24 protein-coding genes and 1 tRNA gene are annotated in these 23164 nt (G+C 67.6%); 10 read left to right on the top strand and 15 right to left on the bottom strand.

All coding sequences use genetic code 11. The annotated features are described in order from the left end of the window. Positions 1-5: 5 nt before the first annotated feature. The 3 genes from VGD28_RS17005 to VGD28_RS16995 are packed head-to-tail and all read right to left on the bottom strand — an operon-like array spanning position 6 to position 3169. On the bottom strand, positions 6-2057 hold the full coding sequence (locus VGD28_RS17005; protein ID WP_331029538.1) for an NAD(+) synthase: 2052 nt from the start codon (positions 2055-2057) through the stop codon (positions 6-8). Beyond that, positions 2057-2563: a CinA family protein gene (locus VGD28_RS17000; RefSeq protein ID WP_331029537.1), complete on the bottom strand. Its 507-nt coding sequence runs from the start codon at positions 2561-2563 to the stop codon at positions 2057-2059. Before VGD28_RS17000 ends, VGD28_RS17005 begins: the two co-directional genes overlap by 1 nt. A gap of 45 nt (positions 2564-2608) precedes the next feature. Further along, positions 2609-3169, bottom strand: a complete 561-nt coding sequence (locus VGD28_RS16995) for a murein L,D-transpeptidase catalytic domain family protein (protein WP_331029536.1) — start codon at positions 3167-3169, stop codon at positions 2609-2611. Positions 3170-3533: 364 nt separating this feature from the next. Here VGD28_RS16995 and VGD28_RS16990 point away from each other — a divergent pair, with 364 nt between their 5' ends. Next, entirely contained in the window at positions 3534-4343 is an 810-nt protein-coding gene (locus VGD28_RS16990) for a L,D-transpeptidase family protein (RefSeq protein WP_331029535.1), read from the top strand. 104 nt (positions 4344-4447) lie between these two features. Here the strand turns inward: VGD28_RS16990 and VGD28_RS16985 are convergent, their stop codons facing one another. From VGD28_RS16985 to VGD28_RS16955, 7 genes are all read right to left on the bottom strand, one after another. Beyond that, positions 4448-5260, bottom strand: a complete 813-nt coding sequence (locus VGD28_RS16985; RefSeq protein WP_331029542.1) for a lysophospholipid acyltransferase family protein — start codon at positions 5258-5260, stop codon at positions 4448-4450. 170 nt (positions 5261-5430) lie between these two features. Then, positions 5431-5853: a Fur family transcriptional regulator gene (locus VGD28_RS16980; RefSeq protein ID WP_331029534.1), complete on the bottom strand. Its 423-nt coding sequence runs from the start codon at positions 5851-5853 to the stop codon at positions 5431-5433. Positions 5854-5979: 126 nt separating this feature from the next. Continuing rightward, complete coding sequence (locus VGD28_RS16975; RefSeq protein ID WP_331029533.1) at positions 5980-6396, bottom strand: MucR family transcriptional regulator; 417 nt, start codon at positions 6394-6396, stop codon at positions 5980-5982. Positions 6397-6503: 107 nt separating this feature from the next. Further along, positions 6504-6980, bottom strand: a complete 477-nt coding sequence (locus tag VGD28_RS16970; protein WP_331029532.1) for a GNAT family N-acetyltransferase — start codon at positions 6978-6980, stop codon at positions 6504-6506. Further along, the gene (gene tsaB, locus VGD28_RS16965; protein ID WP_331029541.1) at positions 6977-7594 is read right to left on the bottom strand and encodes a tRNA (adenosine(37)-N6)-threonylcarbamoyltransferase complex dimerization subunit type 1 TsaB; all 618 of its coding nucleotides are present in this window, start codon (positions 7592-7594) and stop codon (positions 6977-6979) included. Before tsaB ends, VGD28_RS16970 begins: the two co-directional genes overlap by 4 nt. A gap of 4 nt (positions 7595-7598) precedes the next feature. After that, positions 7599-8189, bottom strand: a complete 591-nt coding sequence (locus VGD28_RS16960; RefSeq protein ID WP_331029531.1) for a malonic semialdehyde reductase — start codon at positions 8187-8189, stop codon at positions 7599-7601. Further along, positions 8189-8761, bottom strand: coding sequence for a NifU family protein (locus VGD28_RS16955; RefSeq protein WP_331029530.1), 573 nt, complete (start codon positions 8759-8761; stop codon positions 8189-8191). The genes VGD28_RS16960 and VGD28_RS16955 overlap by 1 nt, the downstream gene beginning before the upstream one ends. 164 nt (positions 8762-8925) lie before the next feature. On the opposite strand from VGD28_RS16955, the gene infA reads away from it, so the two are divergent. From infA to VGD28_RS16925, 6 genes are all read left to right on the top strand, one after another. Continuing rightward, entirely contained in the window at positions 8926-9144 is a 219-nt protein-coding gene (infA, locus tag VGD28_RS16950; protein WP_066578926.1) for a translation initiation factor IF-1, read from the top strand. A gap of 10 nt (positions 9145-9154) precedes the next feature. Next, positions 9155-9724 carry a nucleoside triphosphate pyrophosphatase gene (locus VGD28_RS16945; RefSeq protein WP_331029529.1) on the top strand — a complete coding sequence of 190 codons (570 nt, stop codon included), beginning with the start codon at positions 9155-9157 and terminating at the stop codon, positions 9722-9724. Then, the gene (locus VGD28_RS16940; RefSeq protein ID WP_331029528.1) at positions 9717-10655 is read left to right on the top strand and encodes a ribonuclease; all 939 of its coding nucleotides are present in this window, start codon (positions 9717-9719) and stop codon (positions 10653-10655) included. Before VGD28_RS16945 ends, VGD28_RS16940 begins: the two co-directional genes overlap by 8 nt. Next, positions 10652-10846, top strand: a complete 195-nt coding sequence (locus VGD28_RS16935) for a DNA gyrase inhibitor YacG (protein WP_331029527.1) — start codon at positions 10652-10654, stop codon at positions 10844-10846. Before VGD28_RS16940 ends, VGD28_RS16935 begins: the two co-directional genes overlap by 4 nt. Positions 10847-10897: 51 nt before the next feature. Then, positions 10898-10973: transfer RNA gene (locus tag VGD28_RS16930), tRNA-Phe, on the top strand. A gap of 65 nt (positions 10974-11038) precedes the next feature. Beyond that, the gene (locus VGD28_RS16925) at positions 11039-12049 is read left to right on the top strand and encodes a DUF1080 domain-containing protein (RefSeq protein WP_331029526.1); all 1011 of its coding nucleotides are present in this window, start codon (positions 11039-11041) and stop codon (positions 12047-12049) included. A 65-nt stretch (positions 12050-12114) separates the two neighbouring features. Here VGD28_RS16925 and VGD28_RS16920 read toward each other — a convergent pair whose 3' ends face one another. From VGD28_RS16920 to VGD28_RS16910, 3 genes are all read right to left on the bottom strand, one after another. Continuing rightward, on the bottom strand, positions 12115-12861 hold the full coding sequence (locus VGD28_RS16920; protein WP_331029525.1) for a DUF1080 domain-containing protein: 747 nt from the start codon (positions 12859-12861) through the stop codon (positions 12115-12117). Positions 12862-13057: 196 nt separating this feature from the next. Further along, entirely contained in the window at positions 13058-14014 is a 957-nt protein-coding gene (epsC, locus tag VGD28_RS16915) for a serine O-acetyltransferase EpsC (RefSeq protein ID WP_331029524.1), read from the bottom strand. A 124-nt stretch (positions 14015-14138) separates the two neighbouring features. Further along, positions 14139-16925, bottom strand: coding sequence for a TonB-dependent receptor (locus VGD28_RS16910; RefSeq protein WP_331029523.1), 2787 nt, complete (start codon positions 16923-16925; stop codon positions 14139-14141). A 284-nt stretch (positions 16926-17209) separates the two neighbouring features. On the opposite strand from VGD28_RS16910, the gene VGD28_RS16905 reads away from it, so the two are divergent. Genes VGD28_RS16905 through VGD28_RS16895 form a run of 3 tightly spaced genes read left to right on the top strand, consistent with a single transcriptional unit; the run spans position 17210 to position 20678 of the window. Then, complete coding sequence (locus tag VGD28_RS16905) at positions 17210-18541, top strand: MFS transporter (RefSeq protein WP_331029522.1); 1332 nt, start codon at positions 17210-17212, stop codon at positions 18539-18541. Continuing rightward, positions 18538-20367 (top strand): hypothetical protein, encoded by a 1830-nt coding sequence (locus VGD28_RS16900; protein WP_331029521.1) that lies wholly within the window; start codon positions 18538-18540, stop codon positions 20365-20367. Before VGD28_RS16905 ends, VGD28_RS16900 begins: the two co-directional genes overlap by 4 nt. A 53-nt stretch (positions 20368-20420) precedes the next feature. Further along, entirely contained in the window at positions 20421-20678 is a 258-nt protein-coding gene (locus tag VGD28_RS16895; RefSeq protein ID WP_331029520.1) for a hypothetical protein, read from the top strand. A 2-nt stretch (positions 20679-20680) separates the two neighbouring features. Here VGD28_RS16895 and VGD28_RS16890 read toward each other — a convergent pair whose 3' ends face one another. After that, positions 20681-22225, bottom strand: coding sequence for a carboxylesterase/lipase family protein (locus VGD28_RS16890; protein ID WP_331029519.1), 1545 nt, complete (start codon positions 22223-22225; stop codon positions 20681-20683). Next, complete coding sequence (locus VGD28_RS16885; RefSeq protein ID WP_331029518.1) at positions 22222-23148, bottom strand: LysR substrate-binding domain-containing protein; 927 nt, start codon at positions 23146-23148, stop codon at positions 22222-22224. The genes VGD28_RS16890 and VGD28_RS16885 overlap by 4 nt, the downstream gene beginning before the upstream one ends. Between the last annotated feature and the right edge of the window lie 16 nt (positions 23149-23164).

Genomic DNA, 23164 nt, shown 5'->3' with positions numbered 1-23164 from the left:
GAGGATTATCCGCCAGGGACGTTTGCCTCCAGCTCGTCGAGCCAGGGCCTGGCCGTGCCGTCCGACGGCGCGCGCCAGTCGCCGCGCGGGGAGAGCGCGCCGCCCGGCGAGACCTTGGGGCCGTTGGGGATCGCGCTGCGCTTGAACTGGCTCGTCACGAAGAAGCGGAACAGGAACTTCTCCAGCCAGTGCCGGATCGTCGCAAGGTCATAGTGCGCACGCGCTTCCACGGGGATGCCCAGCGGCCATTCGCCAGCGCCCGCGTCCTTCCACGCATGCCAGGCGAGGAACGCGATCTTCGACGGGGCGAAGCCATGGCGCACCGTATAATGGAGAAAGAAGTCGTTGAGCGCGTAGGGCCCGATCTTGTCCTCGGTGCTCTGCAGCGCGCCGTCGGCGCCGGCCGGCACCAGCTCTGGCGAGATTTCCTGCGCGAGGATCGCTTCGAGCACCTTGTCGGTCGCGGCATCGAACTGGCCGGTCGCGACGCACCAGCGGATCAGATACTGGATCAGCGTCTTGGGCACGCCGGCATTGACCGCATAATGCGACATATGGTCGCCGACGCCATAGGTGCACCAGCCCAGCGCCAGCTCGCTGAGGTCGCCGGTGCCGACCACGAAGCCGCCGCGCTGGTTGGCGAGGCGGAAGAGATAATCGGTGCGCAGCCCCGCCTGCACATTCTCGAAGGTGATGTCGTAGACCGGCTCGCCGTCGGCATAGGGGTGGCCCATGTCGGTGAGCAGCTGGCGCGCGGCAGGGCGGATGTCGATCTCCTCGCCGGTGATGCCGAGTGCCTTCATCAGCGCCCAGGCATTGCCTTTCGTGCCTTCGCCGGTCGCGAAGCCGGGCATGGTGAAGCCGAGGATGTTGGCGCGCGGCAGGCCGAGCCGGTCCATCGCCTTGGCCGCGACGATCAGCGCGTGGGTCGAATCGAGCCCGCCCGAGATGCCGATGACGAGGCGCTGCGCCCCGGTCGCCTCGATGCGCTTGCGCAGCCCTTCGACCTGGATGTTGAAGGCCTCGTAGCAATCCTCGTCGAGCTTCGCGGGCGTGTTGGGCACGAAGGGAAAGCGGCGGATCGCCCGGCGCAGCCCGGTATCGTCCATCGCCGGCTCGTGGCGGAAGGCGATGCGGCGGAACTCGGTCTCGGGATGGCCGGTCGCGGCGGCGCCGTCGTTGAAGGTGCCGGTGCGCATCCGCTCCTGCCGGATGCGCGCGACGTCGATATCGGTGAGGACCAGCTCCTCCTCGGTATCGAAGCGGCCCGAGGCGGCGAGCAGCTCACCCAGCTCGTGGATCTGGCTCTGCCCGTCCCAGGCGAGATCGGTGGTGCTTTCCCCGGGTCCCGCGGCGGAGAAGACATAGGCGGCGATCGCGCGCTCCGATTGCGAGGCGCACAGCAGCGCGCGCTGGCGCGACTTGCCGATCGTGACGTTGGAGGCGGAAAGGTTGCAGAGGATCGTCGCCCCGGCCAGCGCGCCATAGGTGGAGGGCGGGATCGGCGCCCAGAAATCCTCGCAGATCTCGGCATGGAAGACGAAGTCGGGCAAGTCCTGCGCGGCGAAGATCAGGTCGGGGCCGAACGGAAGGGTCCCGCCCGCCAGCTCGATCTCGCCCGAAAGCTCGCGGCCCGAGGCGAACCAGCGCTTCTCATAATATTCGCGGTAGTTGGGGAGGAAGGTCTTGGGCACCACCCCCAGCACCTGCCCGCGCGCGATCACCACCGCGCAATTGTAGAGGCGGTTGTTGCGTTCGAGTGCGGCGCCGACGACCAGCGCGGGGCGCAGCTTCGCACTCGCCGCGGCCAGATCGCCGAGGCCCTGGCGCGTCGCACGCAGCACCGCATCCTGCAGATGCAGATCGTCGAGCGCATAGCCGGTGATGCTCAGCTCGGGAAAGACGAGCAGGTCGGCGCCCGCCGCATCCCCCTGCTTCGCGAGCGCGATATGCGATGCGGCGTTGGCGGCGATGTCGCCGACGGTCGCGCGCGGCGTGCAGGCGCCGACGCGCACCAGGCCGTGCGAATGGATCGAGTAGAAGGGGTGCTTGGCCATCAGTTCATCGCCTCCGCGATCATCTCGAGCGCAACGCGCATGCATTCGATCCGGACCGGGCCACGACCGATATCGCCGAAATGCGCCTCGCGGTGCGCTGTCTTCAGCCCGTGGCGCGCGCAGGCGAAATGGACCAGACCCGGCTCGTCATCCGGGCCGCCGGGTCCGGCAAAGCCGGTGATCGCCAGCGCGATGTCCGCATGGCTGCCGGCGAGTGCGCCCTGCGCCATCGCGACCGCGACTTCGCGGCTCACCGCGCCGCAACGCTCGACGAGCTCGTGCGCAAGACCGAGCAACTCGCATTTGGCATCGACCGAATAGGTGACGAAGCCGCGCTCGAAGGTGGAGCTGACGCCTTCGACATCGGTGAGCAGCGAGGCGAGCATGCCCCCGGTGCAGCTTTCGGCAGTGGCGAGGCTGAGCTTTCGCGCGCAAGCGGCTTCGAGCACATCGCGTGCGGCACGGTCGATGTCGTCAGGTAGGACCGGCGATAGCGTTTCCGTCATGGCCCGGTCTTAGCCGCGCCATCGCGAACATGCCACTGACCCAGATCAGGCAGCCTTCTCGGCGTAGATCATCCGGCCTTCGCCGAGCAGCGTGAAGACCTTGTCCAGCTCCCGCTCGCCCACCGCGAAACAGCCCTGGCTGCGGCCGAGCTTGCCGTGCTTGGCGATCATGTCAGCGTTTGAATACCAGGCGGCGTGGATCACGATCGCGCGGTCGAGCGCATTGTTGTTGGTCGGATCGAGCCCGATCAGCCGCTGCGACAGCTGGTGCTTGCCGACATAATAGTTGGAGGCGAGGAAGGCGCCTTCGCAGGTCGCTTCCGAATTGACCTCGTTCGAGAAGCGCTGGAGCATGCCGGTATGCGCGGGGTCCGAGCCGATGCCGTGCGAGACGAGCATCGAGCGGACCGCGCCGTTGTGCAGATCGACGAAATGGAAGCGCAGCCGCGACGAGGGCAGCGAGAAATCGGCGATCGCGATCCGGTCCTGCTGGCGGATGCGGCTGCCGTGGCGCTGGAGCGCTGCCATCGCACGCTCGAACAGCTCGGGGCGGATGCCGCGGGGCGCGGAGGCGATCCGGGCTGGCTGAGCGATCGGGGTCGCCACCGGCGGTGCCGGAACGGGAATCGGGGCGGCGGGCCCGGGAACCGCCGCGGTCGTGACGGAGCGCGCCGCGCAACCTGCAAGCAGGCCAGTCCCAGCGACAGCTGCTGCCGACTTCAGAAATGCGCGGCGCGAAGCGACCGCGTCGATCAGTTCATTCATGCGCTACCTGCGCCCCGACTAAACTCGCTCTGACACAGAATATAGCAAATGAATCTTCCGATTCGCCTGAACAAGTTCCCGGGGGGACACCGGTTCACCCCGTCTGCGGCCCGGTTTGTCGTTCCCGCCCGGCCCGGAACGGGACCGCGGGGGAACGGGATTCAGCTTTGAAATGCGCGGTTTGCATGGCACCCGTTCAGTCAAGATGCCGTTAACCATCGGCGAGTCGAGGCGGAGTTGTGTCACGGTGCGGGCAGGATTGCGGGCGATTCTGTTGGGCGCGATGGGCGCTGCGTTCGCCCTTGCGAGTCCCGCTACCGCGCAGCAGGTCCGCGCCTCGGGTGATGAGGAACTGCTCTTGCGTAACGGGCAATGGGCGTGGCTGGAAGAGGGCGGGTTCCAGAAGATCGGCGGACCCGGCGCGATCTCGATCCTGATCAGCCTGCCGGGACAGATCGCCTATGTCTATCGCGACGGGGTGCTGATCGCGGCGTCGACCGTGTCGACCGGCAAGCGCGGCAAATCGACGCCCGCGGGCGAATTCACCATCCTGCAGAAGCGCGAGTTCCACCGCTCCAATCTCTACAGCAACGCGCCGATGCCATTCATGCAGCGGCTGACCTGGACCGGGATCGCGCTGCATGCCGGGGTGCTGCCGGGCTATCCTGCCTCACACGGCTGCATCCGCTTCCCGCGCGAGTTTGCGCGGCGGCTGTTCGCGATCACCGAGCTGGGCGGGCAGGTGTCGGTGGTGAATTACGAGATCGAGGACCCGCGCGTGCGCCGCGGCGTGCCGCGGCTGGTGCTGGCCCAACAGGTGGTCAAGGCGCTCGATCCGCCGCCCTTCCTGCGCACCGATCCCGCGATATTCCAGACCGGCGCGTTCGACCTGGTCACCGCGAGCAACGACGTGATCATCCCGGTGGTCGAGACGCAGGATGTCGTGAGCGGGGGCGGCGTCACCTTCGCGCCGCTGGAGCCGGTGGTGCAGCAATTGCCGGGCCGGCGGCGCTAGGGTTTTTCAGCTTCGCTGAAACGGCGCCGCCCGCTCTCCCACCAGGATACTGGCGCTGAGTGGCCGGTGGGGGGCGGACTGATGCCGCGCTAATAAAGTCGGCGCTAGTCTGCGGCGGGCGGGGCGTAGCTCACCGGCGCGACCGACCAGGCGAAGGGGCGCAGCGGGCCGCCCAATGCTGCGACTAGCGCTTCCTCGATCCGGCGGCGGCTTTCCGCGGCGATCGCCTTGCGGCCGGGGAAGTCGCGCGGGTCGAACGGCTCGAGGAAGTGGATGCGCAGCGGGAAGCTGTGCCTGCGCGCGAGCACGCGGCGGGCGTTGTTGACCCCGCCTTCCTCGCCCACCCAGCCGATCTCCTCGCCCGCCGCGCCATAGTCGAGCAGCACCGGCTGGACCATCACGCCGGGCGGCGGCGGCTCGAGCACGCGCAGCATCGGCGTCTTGAAAGGGAGCAACGAGCGGCCGTCGGTGGTGGTGCCTTCGGGGAAGACGGTGATCGCCCAATTCTCTGCCAGCGCGTCGCGCAGCTCGTTGATCTGCTCGGCGACGCCCATGCGGTTCTCGCGCTTCACATAGACGGTGCGGTTGAGCCCGGCGAGCCAGCCCACCACCGGCGTCTCGCCGATCTCAGCCTTGGCGACGAAGGCGGTGCCGCTCGCGCCGCCCAGTGCGAGGATGTCGATCCAGGAGAGGTGGTTGGAAATGTAGAAGACGTCGCGCCGCAGCGGTGTGCCGATCACTTCGGCCCGTGCGCCCGCGATCCGTCCGGCACGGCGCAGGAACCAGCGCGGCCAGGGCGAAGGCAGGCGCAGCAGCCGCCACAGATAATGCATCGGCACATGGATGATCAGGGCCAGCAGCAACAGGCCCACGCGCCGCCAGAAGCGAAAGGCTTCGGACGGGGTGAGGGCGGTCATCTCGCCCTGCGCGGCGGCAAGGCGGCGATCCGCAGGACTATCGGTCACGCTATCCCCCCGTTCGCCCCCGGACCCGATCCGGGGTTGTCGAAGCGCTGGCACGCTCCTCTCGTATCGCGAAGGAACAGTGCTTCGAAGCTCAGCACGAACGGGGACAGGAAATGGGCAGGTCAGCTCTTTCGGTCGAGCGCGACGCCGTAGAGTTCCATGCGATGGTCGACCAGGCGGAAGCCCAGCCGCTCGGCGATCTGCTTCTGCAGCAACTCGAGCTCCGGATCGACGAACTCGATCACCTTGCCGGTCTCGACATCGATCAGGTGGTCGTGATGCGCCTCGGGCGCTGGCTCGTAGCGCGCACGGCCGTCGCCGAAATCGTGACGGTCGAGGATTCCCGCCTCCTCGAACAGGCGGACCGTGCGATAGACCGTCGCGATCGAGATGCCCGGGTCGATCGCCGAGGCGCGGGCATAGACCTTCTCGACATCGGGATGATCCTCCGCTTCGGAGAGGACACGGGCGATCACCTTGCGCTGCTCGGTGATGCGGAGGCCCTTCTCATGGCAAAGGGCTTCGAGATCGATCTTGCGGGCCATGGCGGTGATGTAGCGACAATCGGTTCGAGAAAAAAGGGGACCAAGAATCAGCGACGCCGGCCCGGGCCATGGCCCAGGCCGGCGCTCTTGTTGAGGTTGGCGGTTCCGGCCCCGATCAAGGGAAGCTCAACGCTTGCGGCGCTTGGTGCCGAGGCCGATCTTCTTGGCGAGGCTGCGGCGCTGCTCGGCATAGTTGGGCGCGACCATCGGATAGTCGGCGGGCAGGTTCCACTTGGCGCGATACTGTTCCGGCGTCATCTGATAGTGGGTCATCAGGTGCCGCTTGAGCATCTTGAGCTTCTTACCGTCCTCGAGGCAGACGATATAGTCGGGCTTGATCGACGAACGGATCGACACCGCCGGTTCCTGCTTCTTCACCTCAGGCTCGGGTGCCTTGGTGCCAAGACCAGCGAGCGCGCCGTGAACGTTCGCGATCAGAAGCGGAAGATCCGAGACTGCAACGCTGTTGTTGCTGACATGGGCCGCAACGATATCCGCGGTCAGCGTGACCAGCGTTTCCTGCATGTCGTTCTGGGCGTCCATGATGATCCTTTCGTACCTGGCTGCGGCAGCAAGTTACACGCCGCGTTGCGCGCTATTGATCGGGAATGGATCGATTGCAAGTCCAGTTGCAGTGCAGTTCGTCGAATTCAACCGATCTTTCTCGAAAAGGTGTGCGCATCGAACAATTTACCATCCTTGCCGCGATAGTAATCGCGACGTTCGCCGATCTTCTCGAAGCCTTCGTTACGATAGAGATGCACCGCTTCATTGTTAGCGCGCACTTCGAGATGCAGGACATCGGCGCCGCGTTCGCGTGCGTCGGTCAGGATCGATCGCAGCAGCGCGGTGCCGATGCCGCTGCGGCGCATCGCCGGGCGGATGGCGAGCAGGAGCAGTTCCGCCTCGTCCGCGACCGCGCGGGCGAGCGCGAAGCCGGCGGGCCGGTTGCCGCTCCAGGCGATGCTGAACCACACGCCGGGGAGCGCGATCATTCCCAGGCACTGGCTCGGGGTCCATGCCTCGCCGAAGCGGGGGTCGAAGGCGTCGGCCATGATCGCATTGAGCGTTGCGATATCGGCCGGGGTGCCGTGCACGATCTCGACGAGCCGGGGCGCGGTGCTCATGTCGCCAGCGGCGTGGCGTCCGGCGCACGGCCGTAGATCGGATGCGGCGCGAGCGCGGTGAACCCGGGCGCGAGCAGTGCGGCGTCGGCGGCGCGCGGGAGCGCGTCGCGAAGGTCGAGCGCGGGATCGAGCGCGGAAAGATGGCGGATGCCGTTGCCGATCGCCGCGCGGCCCTGGAGCGCGGCGAGTGCCGCCTCGGGCTTGAGCGATGCGAACGGGCCGTTCGGGCCGAGCGGGCGGGAAAATGCCTGCATGAAGACCTCACCATGTCCGCCTTCGAGGACGACGGCAAGGTCGGTCAATGCCGGATCGGCGGCGAGTGCGGCGGCGGCGACGAGCGGGAGCGACGAGAAGCCCGCAATCTGCACGCCCCAGCCCAGCCCCAGCCCGCGCGCGGCGGCGATGCCGACGCGGATGCCGGTGAAGCTGCCGGGGCCGCAATCGACGAGGATGCGGTCCGCGCGGCCGCCGTCGGGCAGCTCGGCGATCATCGGGATCAGCCGTTCGGCATGCCCCCGGCCGACCACTTCATGGCGCTCGGCAACCACCGCTCCGTCGCGGATCAGCGCGACCGAGCAGGCAGTGGTGGCGGTTTCGATGACGAGGGTGAGCAGTGCGTCAGGCAATCTTGTTGAACTGCTCGAATGTGGGTCGCGGGCTGCGGCCGAAGATGCTCGCCGGATCGCCGCGGCCGATGGTCGCGATGAAATTGGCGTGGACCGAGGGCTGGTCGGCGAAGAAGGCGCGGTCGGTCGCCTCGAAATCGATCCCCGACATGGGGCCGGTGTCGAAGCCGAGCGCGCGCGCCGCGATCAGCAGATAGGCGCCCTGGAGCGATCCGTTGCGCAGCGCGTGGATCTTGCGCGCCTCGGGATCGGGGAACCAGCTCTTCGCATCGGTATGCGGGAACAGCCAGGGGAGCTGTTCGTGGTAATCATAGTCCATGCCGATCACGACCGCGGCGGGCGCGGCGCGGATTTTGGGCGGATTGGCACCGGTCGCGCAATCGGCGAGCTTGTCCTTCGCTTCCTGGCTCAGGCACCAGACGAAGCGCGCGGGCTGCATGTTGGCCGAGGTGGGTCCCATCTTGAGCAGATCGTAGATCGCGCGGACGTCCGCCTCGGTCACCTCGCCCGGCAGATAACCGTTATAGGTGCGCGCGGTGCGGAAGATCGTGTCGAGGCCGGCCTCGTCGAGCGGAGCCCCCATCAGACGGCGCGCACTTCGGTGACTTCGGGGACGTAATATTTGAGCAGCTGCTCGATCCCGTTCTTGAGCGTCGCGGTCGAGGAGGGGCAGCCCGAGCAGGCGCCCTGCATCTGGAGATAGACCTTGCCCTTGTCGAAGCCGCGATAGACGATGTCGCCGCCGTCATTGGCGACCGCGGGGCGCACGCGGGTCTCGATCAGCTCCTTGATCTGCGCGACGATGTCGGCGTCCTCGGGATCGTCGGTGAAGACATCCTCGGGCGGAACGGAGAAGCCTGCCGCGGTGCCCTGCCGGAAGAGGGGCATGCTGGCGCTGAAGTGATCGAGCAGGATACCGAGAACATCGGGCTTGAGGCCGGTCCAGTCGACGCCGGGCGCGGCGGTGACCGAGATGAAGTCGCGGCCGAAGAACACGCCGGTGACGTCGCCGAGATTGAACAGCGCTTCCGCAAGCGGCGAGGCTTCCGCCTCCTCGGGCGTCGCGAAGTCGCGGGTGCCGGCATCCATCACGGTGCGGCCGGGCAGGAATTTGAGGGTCGCCGGGTTGGGCGTGGCTTCGGTCTCGATCAGCATGCCCCCCATTTGGGCCTGAACGCCGCCCGCATCAAGCGAGCAGCGGGAAACCGTTTGTTGCCCCCCGACTACCGCTACTGATGCGCTGAACTGTCACGCTTCCCTTTTGGGGCGAGGAAGAGTAAGGCACCGCGTCTTTTTCTCTTCGACCCCAAGAGGTTTGTTTGGCCAAGGAAGAACTGCTTGAAATGCGCGGCCGCGTGGTGGAGCTGCTCCCCAACGCGATGTTCCGCGTCCGGCTCGAGAATGATCACGAGATTCTCGGCCACACCGCCGGCAAGATGCGCAAGAACCGCATCCGCGTCCTGGTGGGCGACGAAGTGCTCGTCGAACTGACGCCCTACGACCTGACCAAGGGCCGCATCACCTATCGCTTCAAATAAGGCCGGGCCTGTGCGGCTCGTGCTCGCCTCCACCTCCCCGCGCCGCCGCGATCTGCTGGCGCGGATCGGCGTCACGCCCGAGCGTATCGCCGCGCCCGACATCGACGAGACGCCGCTCAGGGACGAGCTGCCGCGCGCCTATGCGCAGCGCATCGCGCTCGGCAAGGCGCAGGCGGTCGCGCGCGCGGACGACGAGATCGTGCTGGCAGGCGACACGACCATCGCGGTCGGCCGCCGCATCCTGGGCAAGCCCGTGGACGAGGCCGACCTGCGCCGGATGCTGGGCCTGCTGTCCGGACGGCGCCATCATTGCCTGTCTGCGGTCTGCCTGATCGACAGGGCGGGCAAGGCGCGGATGCGGCTTTCCGACACGATCGTCGCGTTCAAGCGGCTGACCGATGCCGAGATCGACGCCTATGTCGCGAGCGGCGAGGGCATGGGCAAGGCGGGCGGATACGCCATTCAGGGCCGTGCCGAAGCGTTCGTGCGCTTCCTGGCGGGTAGCCATTCGGGTGTGGTCGGCCTGCCGGTGTTCGAGACCCGCGCGCTGCTGGAGAGCGCGGGCTACGCCCTTGGCTGAGTGGCTCTACGAAGCCGGGATCGGCGAGAACCGTGCGGCGCTGGTCGCGCGCGGCGTGATCTGGAAGGCGGCGATCGAGCTGCCCGGCGGCGTGCGCGCGGGCACGGTTGCGCGCGCACGCCTGATCGATCGGGTCACCGGCAAGATACAGCTGGAGACCGGCGAGGAGGCGCTGTGCGACCCGCTCCCGCCCAGGATCACCCAGGGCGCGAGCTTCACCGCGCGCATCGTGCGCGAGGCGATCGCCGAGGCGGGACGCGCCAAGCTGCCCAAGGCGGTGCCCGCCGACGCGCCGCCGATGCCGGGTCCCGATCTCCTGACGCGCATCAGGGCGACCGATCTTCCGGTGCGCCAGCTGCGCGCGCACGAGCCCGACCTGCTCGAGGATGCCGGCTGGTCCGAGCTGCTCGAGGAGGCCGCGACGGGCGAGATCGGCTTTGCCGGCGGCGCGCTGCGCATGACGGTGACGCCCGCCATGACGCTGTTCGATGTCGACGGCGCGGCGCCGCTCGGCGCGCTGTCGATCAGCGCGGCACATGCGATCGCGCAGGCGATGGAGCGGATGGAGATCACGGGATCGGTCGGCCTCGACTTCCCGACGCTGGCCAACAAGAACGAGCGCAACGCGGTGGCCGAGGCGATCGACGCGGCGCTGCCGCAGCCGTTCGAGCGGACCGCGATGAACGGCTTCGGCTTCCTCCAGATCGTGCGGCGGCGCTCCCGCATGTCGCTGCCCGAGCTGATCGCGGCGGACCCGGCGGGCGCCGCGCTGCGTGCCGAGCTGCGGCGGCTGGAGCGTCTTCCCCCGCCTGCGCCCGATACCCATATGCTGCATCCGGCGCTGCTGCGTCGGCTCGAGCGCGAGCCGGAATGGGTCGCCGAGCTGCACCGCCGCACCGGCGGGCGCATGGAATTTGTGGAGCAAAGGTGAAACGCGACGATTGCCCGATCTGCGGCAAGACCCCCGACCCGGCGTTCAAGCCGTTCTGCAGCCGCGGCTGCAAGGACCGCGACCTGCTGCAATGGCTGGGCGAGGGCTATCGCCTGCCCGGCGCGGCGATCGACCCCGATGATATGGAAGGCGCGCAAAGCGGGCTGGACAGGGGCGAAACCGCCGACTAAGAGCGCCGCTTCCAACGCGTCTCCCGGTTTGAATCCCGGGTGCGACGAGATGCCCGGGTAGCTCAGTTGGTAGAGCATGCGACTGAAAATCGCAGTGTCGGCGGTTCGACTCCGTCCCCGGGCACCATTTCTTCCTTGAGTTCGACGCGCGCCACCGGTCTTGTCCGGCGAAGGATTCACGCGGAGGGACGGGTGCGCGCAATCAGGCATGGCGTAAGGCGGGCTGGCTGGGCGCTGCTTGCCCTTGCGCTTCCTGCCGCCGCACTGGCGCAGGATTCCCGCGAACAGGCGCGCGCGATCGCCGGCGATCCGCCGGCCGCGGCCCAACGCCTGACACTGGCCGATGTGCCGCGCGCAGCCGGCGCGCCGATCGCGCTGTTCGACGGACGCAGCCTGGACGGATGGCAGCCATGGCTGGGCTATGCGGACCCGGGCATCACCTATGGGCCGCCGCCGGGCAGCATGCCGATCGGCACCGGGCGCGACACCAGCGACGACTTTGCGGTGCGCTGGATCGACGGCGCCCCCGCGATCTGGATCAAGGGCGAGACCTGGGGCAGCCTGGTGCATCGCGGGGACTTCCGCGACTATCATCTGCGCCTCGAATATAAATGGGGCGCACGGACCTGGGCGCCGCGCGCGAAGGCGCCGCCCAATAACGGCCTGCTCTATCATACCCATGGCAAGCCGGGCGAGGTCTTCGGGACGTGGCGCCCATCGGTCGAGTTCGAGATCATGAAGGGATCGACCGGCATGATCGTTACCGTCGGCGGCAAGGTGCGGGCGCGCACCACCGTCGCGTTCGACCCGTCGCTGATCGCGCCGCATTTGCGCTTCCGCGCCGGCGGACGCACGATCGACATGATCAACGGCACCGCGACCTGGAATGTCGAGGGCGCCAGCGATCCGGAGCGCGCGATCGGCGAATGGAACACGCTCGACCTCTATGTCGTCGGCGACCATGCGATCCACGTCGTCAACGGCGTGCCGGTGGCGGAGCTGCGCGGGATGGCGACGATCGCGCCGGACGGCACCCGCGTGCCGCTGACGCATGGCCATATCCAGCTCCAGTCGGAAGGCGCGGAGACCTGGTTCCGCGCGATCACGATTCAGCCGATCCGCACGATGCCGCGGATCGTGGAGGCGAAAGCGCCGACCGAGAGCGCGCCTTCCCGGCACGCGCCCGGGCGGCCCGGTTGGTAGAGCATCCGGCTGAACATCACGGCGTCGGCGATCCCCCGGCACCCTTCTTCTTCAGGACGCCGAAGTCATCCGCCCGGGCCGTCGAGGACCTGCAGCTCGATATCGTCGAACTCGACCGGATACCCCTCGCCCTGGAGCGCGATATAACCCGTGGTCAGGCGCGCTTCGCCGCCCGAGCGGGCGATGACGGCCTTGCCGAACGGGTCGCTGGGATCGAGCCTGGGCCGGGTATAGCGATGCACCACGGTGCCATTGATCCGCTGGATGATCTCGCCGGAGGGAAGCACCTCAAGCTCCAGCCGGGCCCAGGTGCCGTTGGGGATCGTCGGTCCGCTTGAAGGGGTGCAATGTTGGGCCGCGCGCTGGCCGCCGATATCGATGTCGGTTCCCGGCGTGCAGACCGCGCCGGTCGGCCGCGGCGCATCGCCATCGCGCCCCAGCAGCTGGAATTCGAGCGATACCGGAAAGGGCTGGTCGCGACCCACGTCGTGCGGGCTTTCTGACAGGAACATCACGCCGCTGTTGCTGCGCGCCCATACCGGCGTGTCGGGCAGGCCGGGATCAAGGATCCGGTAACGCAGGCGCAGCCGGAAAAAGCGCAGGGGCCGATCGTAGTACAGATGGCCGAACCGGCCTGCGAACCGGTCATATCCGGCATAGGAGACGGCCAGCTTGCCGTTCCTGACGATGAAGGTCCGCCGCGCATCCGAACCCGCCGGTTCGCCGGCGATCTTGGGCGTCCATCCGGCAAGCGTCCGGCCGTCGAACAGCCGCTTCCACCGCGGCGAGGCTTCAGCCGGGCGCTCCGGCATGAAAGCCGATGCGGCAATCAACGACGCAAGCGCGATTCCAAGGGCCGGTTTCATGCGTTGATTGCCTCCCATATCCGGCGGTCTTGTGGGCACGCCGCTCGCCCGTCGGACCGTTCATGGGTCCGGCCATAGACGACCCGTCTGATGGACGGCAATGTCCATCCTGGTGTCTGGTTCAGCGCAGCTGAATCCGCCTCTAGTCGATCGGCCGCACGCGGGGCGCGGGGAGCTCGACGAGGCTGTCGTCGGGGACGTCGCCGCGGAGCCAGACATTGCCGCCGATCCGGCTGCGCGCGCCCACCCGGATCGGGCCGAGCAGCACCGCGCCGGGGAAGATCACGACATCGTCGCCGATTTGCGGATGGCGGCGGATGCGGGAGCTTGCGGCATGGGCAGCGCCTGGCGCGACCGGCTCGCCGCCCAAGGTGACGCCCTGATAGATGCGCACGCGATCGCCGATCACCGCGGTCTCGCCGATGACGATGCCGGTGCCGTGATCGATGAAGAAGCTGTGCCCGATCCTTGCGGCGGGGTGGATGTCGATGCCGGTCTCGCCGTGTGCAATCTCCGAGATGATGCGAGAGACCAAAGGCGCACCGAGCGCATGGAGGCGGTGCGCGAGCCGGTGGTGGATGATCGCGGCGATCGAGGGGTAGGACAGCAGCACCTCGTCCACGCTGCGCGCGGCGGGATCATTGGCATAGCCGGCCGCGACATCGGCATCGAGCAGGCGGCGGATGCCGGGGAGGCTTTCGGCGAAGTCGGTCAGGATATGCTCGACGGCATAGCCCTCCTCGATCCGCGAGATGCCGGGGCGGGCGATGCGCAGTTCGAGCTCGATCTGCGCGCCGAGCTGCGAGAGGGTGGATTCGAGCGTCGCCTCGACCCAGGCATTCTCGTTGCTGGCGGTCAGCTTGGGCGGGCCGAGGCGCAGCGGGAAGAGCGCGGTGCCAAGCTCGCGCAGCAGCCGGGCAAGCACGCGGCGGGAGGGGAATTCGATGCCCTGCTCGGCGTGGCGGTCATGCCCTTGCCGCCATTCGCGGCGTGCGTCGCGAAGGCCCGCGACCACCCGGTCGAGATTGCGCGGATAGATCTCCACCGCCGCCTGCTGCCTGCCCATCGCCTGTCCTTCGCCATGCCGATATTCGCCCATCAATCTGATAGGAATAGGTTGGCGCAGGAAGATAGTTTTGGTTCGTGCAGGCCAAAAGAAACGGCCAGCCGCATAGGAAAGCGGCTGGCCAGGGAACGTGCGGGCGTTCTGTCGAGAGGGAGGATCAGAACGCCACGCGGGCACTCAGCACGAACTGACGGCCGCTGTGCGTCAGCACGTTCAGGCGGTTGGTCTCGTCCACGAACTGGTCGTTGAGCTCGTCGGTCAGGTTGATGCCTTCAAGGCTCAGCTTGATCTTGTCGGTGACGTTGTACGAGATCTGCGCGTCGATATTGGTGGTCGCATTGGTGCCGTTATAGGCGTTGCCCTCGGTCCCCGGCACTGCGGTGAGGTAGCTCGAGCGATAGGCGATAGAGCCGCGGATCGAGAATTTCTCGGTCTCGTAATAGAGCGTCGCGTTGGCGGCGTGCTTGGACAGGCCGAGCAGGGTCGCGGTGACCGTGTCGGTGCCGGTCGCGGACAGGCGGTACTCGATGTCGGAATCGACATAGGTGTAGTTCGCCAGCACGCCGAAATTCTTGAGGAAGCCCGGCAGGAAGGTGAAGGGCTGCTGCACGTTCACCTCGAACCCGCGCAGCATGCCGCCCTGCGAGTTGACCGGCTGGCTGACGATGAAGATGTCCGACGGGGTGGCGGTGGTGCCGTCGAGCAGCGAGTTCGGCAGGCCGAGGCTCGAATAGGGGACGCCGGTGCTGAGCGTCTGGACGAAGCTGCCGATGTCCTTCTGGAACGCCGCGACCGCATAGATCGCGCCACGCGTCGGATACCATTCGATCGAGGCGTCGAGGTTGGTCGATTCGGTCGGCATGAGGTCGGGATTGCCCGAGCTGAAGGTGCGGTTGCCGCCCGAGACGTTGAGGTTGCCGCCCGGCGAGAGCGAGCCGATGCCGGCGCGCGCGATCGTCTTGGCCGCGGCGAAGCGGACCAGCAGCGTGTCGGTGACGTCGAAGACGAGGTTGGCCGAGGGCAGCCAGCGGTCGTAGCTGCGGTCGGCGGTGACGAGGTTCACGGTCGCGCCCTGGCTGGCATAGCCGGTCGAGAGCTGATCGGTCCTGACGTAGCGCACGCCGACATCGCCGCGCACGGGCAGGCCGGCATCGGCGAGGTTGAACTCCGCCATGCCCCAGACGCCCAGATCATCCTCGCGTACCGTGACGAACGAGCCGCGCGCGGTGGCGTTCTCGACCCCGCCGGTGGCGTAGGTGGGGTTGGTCGCGGTGCCGAGGAAGGACTGGAAGGCGTCGAGATTGGGCACGACCCAGCCGGTCGGGGTGCCCGAGGGCACGTCGAGGCCGCGGCCGAAGCCGGTGAACTGGGTGGTCAGCGGCGCGATCTGCGCGGGGGTGAGCGTGGTCACCACCGTCTCGCCCGACAGGCGGCGGCGCTCGCTCGAATCATATTCGAAGCGGCGCCAGTCGGCACCGATCTTTAGCTTCAGGACGTTGCTGGCCGTCCATTCGAGGAAGCCCTTGGCGTTCGTGAAGCTGTTGTCGACCGACTGCGGGCGGATGCGGACTTCGGACGTGCCGTTGGTGAAGGCGAAGGTAGCCGGGTTGGTGATGTCGACGCCCGGTCGGATCGTCGGGAAGCGGGTCGAGAAATCGTAGAAGAAGCCGTTGGTGTTGGCCGCGTCGAGCGTCACCGTGGTCTGCACGGGGTTGCGGAACTCGGAGCGCGAATAGCCGACGATCCCCTCGAACCGGAGGCTGTCGCCGAACTTCTGTTCGAGCGTGCCGGTGAGCTGATAGAAGTCGGTCTTGAGCTCGTCGTAGCGCGCCTGGACGCGCAGATCGACCGCGTCGAACGTGCCGCTGATGATGTTGTTGTTGGCGTCGACCGTGCCCGAGCGGATGATCGTCTGGGGCTTGCCAGATCCCGAGCGGCTGAAGCCTATCGCCTGGAACTGCGCTTCCTTGCGCGTGCCGTCGAGGCGCGAATAGAGACCGTCGATCGAGATGAGGGTCGAGTCGCTCGGGCGGTATTGCAGCGCGATCGCGGCGCCGAGGCGCTTCTGCTCGATATCGTAGCTGACCAGGCCCGGGATGCGCGGGTGGAACAGCGCGGTGGCGGGGTTGGTGTCGTTGATCTGCGCGATCGTCTTGCCGGCGATCGTGGAGGAGGGGTGAAAGCCGCCGTTGAACCCGCCATAGGTCCAGCGCGTGATGTTGGCGCCTTCCTCGACCAGGCGGCGTTCCTCGTACGCGATCGAGACGAGCGCGCCGAACTTGCCGTCGGGGCTGGTGGTGGTGAGCAGGCCCGAGAAGCGCGGTTTCGCCTTCTGCGCGAGGTCGTTGTAGCTGACCGAGGCGGAGACCACGGCGGTCGGCTCGCGATAGTCGAACGGGCGCGCGATCTGGAGGTCGACGGTGCCGCCGAGCGAGCCTTCCTCGACGTCCGCGGTCGCGGTCTTGCGCACGGTCAGGCTGTTGAACAGGTCCGACGAGAAGATGTTGAAGTCGAAGCCGCGGCCGCGATTGACGCCGCCCGAATTGTCGGTGCCGCCGGTGGTGCCGATCGCCTCCATCCCGTTGATGCGCACGCGGCTATATTCGGGGCCGAGGCCGCGGACCGAGATGTTGCGGCCCTCGCCGTTGACGCGGCTGATCGCGACGCCGGGGATACGCTGGAGCGATTCGGCGAGGTTGAGGTCGGGGAATTCGGCGATGTCCTCGGCCTTGATCGCGTCCACCGCGGCGGTCTCGCGCTTCTTGACGTTGAGCGCGCTGCTGAGGCTCTCGCGAAAGCCGGTGACGATCACTTCCTGGCCGGCATCGGCGGGGGCTGCGGCTTCGTCGGCCTGATCCGGCGCGGTCTGCGCCTGGGCGGCGGAAAGGGCGGTGACCGCAGCCGACAGCGCGAACACGGACTTCAGGATATGGGCACGGGACATTTCAGACTCCCCTCTCGACTGGCTGTGGACGGCTTCGTGGACGAGCCGATTGCGATGTTCAGCTAGTCGTGGCGGGGGCGGCGAGGCCAACGCCAATCGGACATGAATCGATGCACGAGATGCACTGATCGCTGCGATCTCTTGGCAAGTGCGGCGCAGATCAAGCCAGTTTCTGGCTCGATCGTCCCGCTCTTTGTCTTGGACGCCCCCCGGCGCCCCCGTTACCGGTATCGAAGGCAAGGATCGCGCGCATCGGACGCGCGGCCCCCTGAGGAGAGCGACGCGTGACCGACCAGCGCACCCCGGCGACCGACCTGCGCCCGACGCATGTGCGGCACGCGATCATTGCGCTGATCTTCATCATCACCAGCGTCAACTATGCCGATCGCGCAACCTTCTCGATCGCGGGGAGCGCGGCGGCGCACGAGCTGGGGCTGAACCCGGTGCAGACAGGCTTCATCCTCTCCGCCTTCGCCTGGGCCTATGTGCTCGCACAGGTGCCGGGCGGCCTGCTGCTCGACAAGTTCGGCACCAAGCGCGTCTACGCCGCCGCGATCGCGCTGTGGTCGATGTTCACCGCGCTGCAGGGCCTTGCCGGGATGATCGCCTTCCTGCCCGCGGTCGCGATGCTGTTCGCGCTGCGCTTCCTGGTAGGGTTGGCCGAGGCCCCGTCCTTCCCGGGCAATGCGCGGCTGGTGGCGTCGTGGTTCCCGTCGGCCGAGCGCGGCACCGCGTCGGCGATCTTCAATTCGGCGCAATATTTCTCGCTGGTCGCGTTCGCGCCGCTGATGGGCTGGCTCGCGCACAGCTTCGGCTGGCGCTCGATCTTCTGGGTGATGGGGGTGCTGGGCCTGATCGCGACTGCGGTGTTCCTGCGCTACATCCACAGCCCGGCGCGGCACCCGTCGATCAACGCTGCCGAACTCGACCATATCGAAGCGGGCGGCGGCCTGATCCATATGGAGGATGGCGGCGCGGGCAGCGCGGCGGCGTTCGACTGGGGCAATGTCGGCAAGCTGATCGCCAACCGGATGATGCTGGGCATCTATCTCGGGCAATATTGCATCAACGTGCTGACCTATTTCTTCGTCACCTGGTTCCCGATCTACCTCGTGAAGGAACGCGGCCTCAACATCATGGAGGCGGGGTTCGCCGCCGCCGCGCCGGCATTGTGCGGCTTTGTCGGCGGGCTGGCCGGGGGCTATGTCTCCGACCTGATCCTCAAGCGCACCGGATCGCTCGACCTTGCGCGCAAGGGGCCGCTGACGGTGGGGATGCTGCTCGCCACCGCGATCATCGCGTGCGTGTGGGCGCAGCAGGAGTGGCTGGTGGTGACGCTGATGTCGGTTGCCTTCTTCGGCAAGGGCGTCGCCTCGCTCGGCTGGGCGGTGATGGCCGATGTCGCCCCGAAGCGGCTCGCAGGTCTTTCCGGGGGCGTGTTCAACATGTTCGGTAACATGGCCGGGATCGTCACGCCGATCGTGGTGGGCTTCATCGTCGCGGCGACCGGATCGTTCGACTGGGCGCTGGTCTATGTCGGCGTGCACTGCCTGATGACGATCTTCGCCTTCCTGGTGGTCGCCGGGCCGATCCGCCGGATGCAGATCGGCGAATGAGGGTGGATCGTAGAGGGCTTCTGCTGGGCGGCGCGGCTGCGACGCTGGTTCCCGCGGCGGCGCGAGCAGCGAAGGTGCAACTCAGGATCGCCACGCCGATGGCGGCCCCTGAATGGGCAATGCTTCAGCGCAAGCTGATCGCGCGCAATGCCGAGGCGTGCGAAGCCTTCTATGCCAAATATGTCGATAAGCGCGATCATCTGCTGGTGTTCGAGCGCTGGGGCGCGAATGACGGGCCGGACGATGCGGCGGAGGCGACCAACGACTGGGCCATCCTGCATGCGCTCGGCGCGCCCGACCGCATCCTGACGCTGACGCAGCGCTTCTGGGAAGGGCATCTCAAGCAATATGCCGCGACGCGGACGGTGGACGTGCCGATCGCGCGGGCCGGCATGTATCACCGCGACTTCCCGGTGCAGATGGACTGGCAGCACAATTCCGAGGGGTTGACGACGTTCAACGTGCTCGGCCTGTCGGCGCCGCGCGACCCGGCGCTGATCGTGCGCACCCGGCGCTTTGCCGACTTCTATACGGGGCACGACCCGAGCGTGCGTAACTACGACCCCGCGCATCGCGTCATCCGCAGCGTGATGAACGGCAGCCGCGGGCCGATGCTGCGCGACGCGACTGCGCTCGACTGGGCAGGCGATCCGTTCGAGGCGGGCGAGCGCTTCCATATGGAGCATGGCGAGAGCACCTATCAGCAGACGCTCGACCATTATGTCGAGTACACCGATGTGGTCGGCGACAATCCGCTCAACCTGCAAGCGACCACGCTCGCACTCAACGCCTATGCGCTGGGCGGGGGCGAGCGCTACCGGCGTTGGGCGCTTGAGTATCTCGACGCGTGGGTGAGCCGCGCCAACGCCAATGACGGGATCGTGCCGAGCAAGGTGGGGCTGGACGGCAAGACGGCCGCCGACTGGTGGGGCGGGGTCTATGGCTGGGGGTTCTCCCCCGTGGTGCCGCAGACGGGGGAGCGCGAGAACCGCAATCGCGTGCCGCGATCGATCACCGCCTTCCTCAACGGCACCCTGCTGACGGGCGATTCCGCGTACATCGAGGTGTGGCGGCGGCAGAATGCCCGGATCAACGATGCCGGGCGCCAGCGCGACGGCAAGTTCGAGACGCCGACCATGTATGGCGCGGACGGCTGGTACGGGTGGAAGCCCGGGCCCTATCGCCTGAACGGGTTCGAGATCTGGTATGTGACGCAGCGCGCGGACGATCTGGAACTGGCGGGCGAGAATCCGTGGGTCTCGTTCCTGCTCGGCAAGAACGAAACCTATCCGGTCGAGGCGCTCAACGCCGACCTCGCCCGCATCGCCGAGCGCGAGAAACGGATGCGCGAGGACACGACCACGCGCGACACGCGGCTCGCCGACTGGCCGCTCGACAAGACCCCGGCGAGCGTCAGGAGCCTGATCCAGCTGATGACCGGCGGCATGCACATCGCCCGCCCGCCCTGGTCGTCGACCTCGCCCAATCAGGGTGGCGTCGTGCTGCATTGCCGGCTGCGCTATTTCGACCCCGAGAAGCGACGCGCGGGAGTGCCGCAGGATGTCGCGGCTTTGGTGCATATGCTGGGGGACACCTCGACCGAAGTGACGCTGGTCAATCTCGGCAAGGTCGCGCGCACGGTGGTGGTGCAGGGCGGCGCCTATGCCGAGCACCGGATCGAAACCGTAACGCTTGAGGGTCAGGAAGTGGCGGTGGGCAGGCGCGACTTTACGCTGCGGCTGGAGCCGGGCTGCGGGGCGCGACTGGGGATCGGGATGCGGCGTTATGCCAATGCGCCGACGCTGGCCTTTCCATGGGATCGGTAGGCGGACCGCCGCTACCGGTGGAAAAAGGTGAGCGGCCGCTGTAGCTTCTCCGAATGGCTGTCACCTTATTGAACATAGGCGAACATCTATCGCTTGAGTTTGAACCCAGTGATCTGGATGAGGTTCAAGCGTGCATTGACGCGCGATATCCCGGTAGGAAGGCAATGGCTGCTGGGATTGCCACCGTCGTTTCCTTCGGCGGCGAGACATTTACTTATCAGAATGAATGGGACGATCCCTGTTTGATTTCTTCCTCCAACAAGGGGGATGAGCTTCTGCGCAACATCTACACCGAGCTTTCCGGCGACTGACCTCACCCGCCCGGCTTGATGTACGGCGCGACGGACCAGAGCAGGCGTTCCTCGCGGCGTGGGTCGGCGACGACGCGCGTGTCGGTGTCGAAGATCATCGTTTGCCGCTGCTCCAGCGTGAACCGTGGCCACGCCGGCACGCTTGCGCAATTGGGATCGCCGGTGCGGGCGAAGGCGATGAAGGCGTCGGCCATTCGCCCCGCGAGGCGCCGTGCGGCTGGGGTGTCGCCGGTGCGCGAACCCTTGGCCGCGACATTATCGAACACCAAAGGAATATCGAGCGTGTGGAACGCGCCGAGCGCGCCGCCGGCCTCGGGCGAGGGGAAGTCGAGCTGGTACATCCAGGTCGGCGCGCCGATCCTGGCGCGTTCCTCGGCCTGGATCAGGTGGCCAGGCCAGGAGCGGCCCGCGGTGGTCGCGGCGAGCAGGATCTGGCCGGGGGTCTTCTCCGGATAGATTTCGCGATAGCGCTGCACGACCCAGTCGGGGGCGACATCCTTGGTGATCTGCGCGCCGATGCGCTCGGCGAGGTTACCCCAATCGGTGTCGCCGCGTTTCAGCCAGTCGGCGATCCACAGGCCGGTCTCGTCATGCGTGTTGCCGACGATCAGCGGGATGTGCGCCGCCTCGCGCGGGGCGTCCGGAACGAAGGGGTGGCGGGGCAGGACATGGTGGTCGAGGGTGGAGACGAAGCTGATCTCGCCCTTGCGCTCGATCGGATCGGGCATCGCCATCGCCTCGACGAGCTTCTCGACGGGAAGGGTCTTGAGTTCGGCAACGGTCCTGGCGCCTGCCTTTTCCATCCACGCGCGGGCGCGGGTCGTGGCGTTGCGCGGGCCGGCGGCGGTGATGTGCTGGCCGCTCATCGTCGCGGCGCGGTGGAACAGCGGGCGCGCCTCGGGCATCGCCATCAGCGTGATCGCCTTGGCGCCGCCGCCCGACTGGCCGAAGATCATCACCCGGTCCGGATCGCCGCCGAAGCCCGCGATATTGTCGCGCACCCATTGCAGCGCGAGGACGATGTCGAGATTGCCGGCATTGCCTGATTCCGCAGGGCCGCCGAGCTGGGCGAGATAGGCATAGCCCAGCCCTGCGAGCCGGTGGTTGAGCGTCACCACCACCACATCGCCGCGGCGCACCAGGCTGGCGCCATCGTAGAGCGGGTCCGAGCCCGAGCCATGCGCATGTGCGCCGCCGTGGAAATAGACCATCACCGGGCGGCGGGCGCGGTCGAGCGCGGGGGTCCAGATGTTGAGGAACAGGCAATCCTCGCTGGTCGGTTCGGCGGCACGGGTCTGCGGCGCGGCGGCGCCGTAGCGCGTGGCGTCGGCGATATCCGCCCAACGCTGGGGCGGCAGCGCGCGCTCGAAGCGGCGGGGCCGCGTGTCGGCGCCGTAGCGGACGCCGCGGAAGATGAGAACGCTGCGCTCGCGCGTGCCGCGTACCCGGCCGTGGCGGGTGGACGCGACCGGGTCGCCGCGCTGCACGCCCCATGCCGTCGCAGGGATCAGCAAGGGCGCGCCGAGCAGTGCGCGGCGGGCGATCATGCCCCGGCCATCTGCGCGCAGAGCAGGCGCATCGGCTCGAGCGCGGGATTGGCGTTGTCGCGGCGCCACGCCATGTGCAGCTCGACCGGCGCCTCCGGATCGGTGCGCAGCGCGCGGAACTGGACGTCCATCAGGTGAAGCCCCGATGCCGATTGCGGCACGATCGCCGCCGCCAGCCCGGCATGGACGAGGCCGAGCATCGAGTGGATCTGGGTGACGTGCTGGACATAGCTCGGCGTTACCCCGGCATCGTCGAACAGGCGCACGAGCATGTCGTGGAAATAGCCCGCGCCCTGCCGCGCATACATGATCAGCGGTTCGCCATCGAACGCGTCGAGCGACAGCGCGGGCTCGCCCTGCCGCGGATCGCCGGGCGGGAGCGCGACCAGCAACGGCTCGCGCAGCACGCACAGCGTATCGAATTCGTGGCGGTCGACCGGCGGGCGGACGAAGCCGATGTCGATCAGCCCGGTGAGCAGCGCATCGACCTGATCGCCGCTCACCATCTCGCGCAATTCGAGGTCGATATTGGGCAGGCTCGCGCGCGCCTGCGCGACGATCTGGGGGACGAGGCTGTAGCCCGAGACGGCGGTGAAGCCGATCGCGACCTTGCCGGCATCGCCCTTGGCCACGCGGCGCGCGGAGAGCGAGGCGCTTTCGGCGAGGCGGACGATGCGCCGCGCCTCGATCAGGAAGACATGGCCGGCGGGCGTCAGGCTGACCTGGCGGCTGGTGCGTTCGAGCAGGGTGACGCCCAGGATTCGCTCGAGCAGCTGGATCTGCCGGCTGAGCGGCGATTGCGTCATGTTCAGACGCTGTGCCGCGCGGCCGAAATGGAGTTCCTCGGCCGCGGCCACGAAGCAGCGGAGCTGGCTCAATTCGAACATGGCGCCGGTGTAGCGCGGCGCGGCAAGTCCTGTCACGCCGGGCTGCACCGCG

The sequence above is a fragment of the Sphingomonas sp. genome (assembly GCF_036402235.1).
Classification (GTDB): domain Bacteria; phylum Pseudomonadota; class Alphaproteobacteria; order Sphingomonadales; family Sphingomonadaceae; genus Sphingomonas.
The sequence above is the reverse complement of the archived record's forward strand: the minus strand, read 5'-3'. Positions and strand labels throughout refer to the sequence as shown.

Bases quoted from the DNA above. Each gene is read 5' to 3' on its own strand.
- VGD28_RS16970 (WP_331029532.1), bottom strand. From the start codon at position 6,980: ATGAGCACCGCGCCCCGGCTCGTCGAGATCGTGCACGGCACCCCGGCC.
- VGD28_RS16985 (WP_331029542.1), bottom strand. From the start codon at position 5,260: ATGACCGCCCTCACCCCGTCCGAAGCCTTTCGCTTCTGGCGGCGCGTG.
- VGD28_RS17005 (WP_331029538.1), bottom strand. From the start codon at position 2,057: ATGGCCAAGCACCCCTTCTACTCGATCCATTCGCACGGCCTGGTGCGC.
- epsC (WP_331029524.1), bottom strand. From the start codon at position 14,014: ATGGGCGAATATCGGCATGGCGAAGGACAGGCGATGGGCAGGCAGCAG.
- VGD28_RS16890 (WP_331029519.1), bottom strand. From the start codon at position 22,225: ATGATCGCCCGCCGCGCACTGCTCGGCGCGCCCTTGCTGATCCCTGCG.
- VGD28_RS16955 (WP_331029530.1), bottom strand. From the start codon at position 8,761: ATGCTGATCGAGACCGAAGCCACGCCCAACCCGGCGACCCTCAAATTC.
- VGD28_RS16975 (WP_331029533.1), bottom strand. From the start codon at position 6,396: ATGGACGCCCAGAACGACATGCAGGAAACGCTGGTCACGCTGACCGCG.
- VGD28_RS16990 (WP_331029535.1), top strand. From the start codon at position 3,534: ATGCCGTTAACCATCGGCGAGTCGAGGCGGAGTTGTGTCACGGTGCGG.
- VGD28_RS16980 (WP_331029534.1), bottom strand. From the start codon at position 5,853: ATGGCCCGCAAGATCGATCTCGAAGCCCTTTGCCATGAGAAGGGCCTC.
- VGD28_RS16920 (WP_331029525.1), bottom strand. From the start codon at position 12,861: ATGCCGGAGCGCCCGGCTGAAGCCTCGCCGCGGTGGAAGCGGCTGTTC.
- VGD28_RS16895 (WP_331029520.1), top strand. From the start codon at position 20,421: ATGGCTGTCACCTTATTGAACATAGGCGAACATCTATCGCTTGAGTTT.
- VGD28_RS16910 (WP_331029523.1), bottom strand. From the start codon at position 16,925: ATGTCCCGTGCCCATATCCTGAAGTCCGTGTTCGCGCTGTCGGCTGCG.
- VGD28_RS17000 (WP_331029537.1), bottom strand. From the start codon at position 2,563: ATGACGGAAACGCTATCGCCGGTCCTACCTGACGACATCGACCGTGCC.
- VGD28_RS16900 (WP_331029521.1), top strand. From the start codon at position 18,538: ATGAGGGTGGATCGTAGAGGGCTTCTGCTGGGCGGCGCGGCTGCGACG.
- VGD28_RS16960 (WP_331029531.1), bottom strand. From the start codon at position 8,189: ATGGGGGCTCCGCTCGACGAGGCCGGCCTCGACACGATCTTCCGCACC.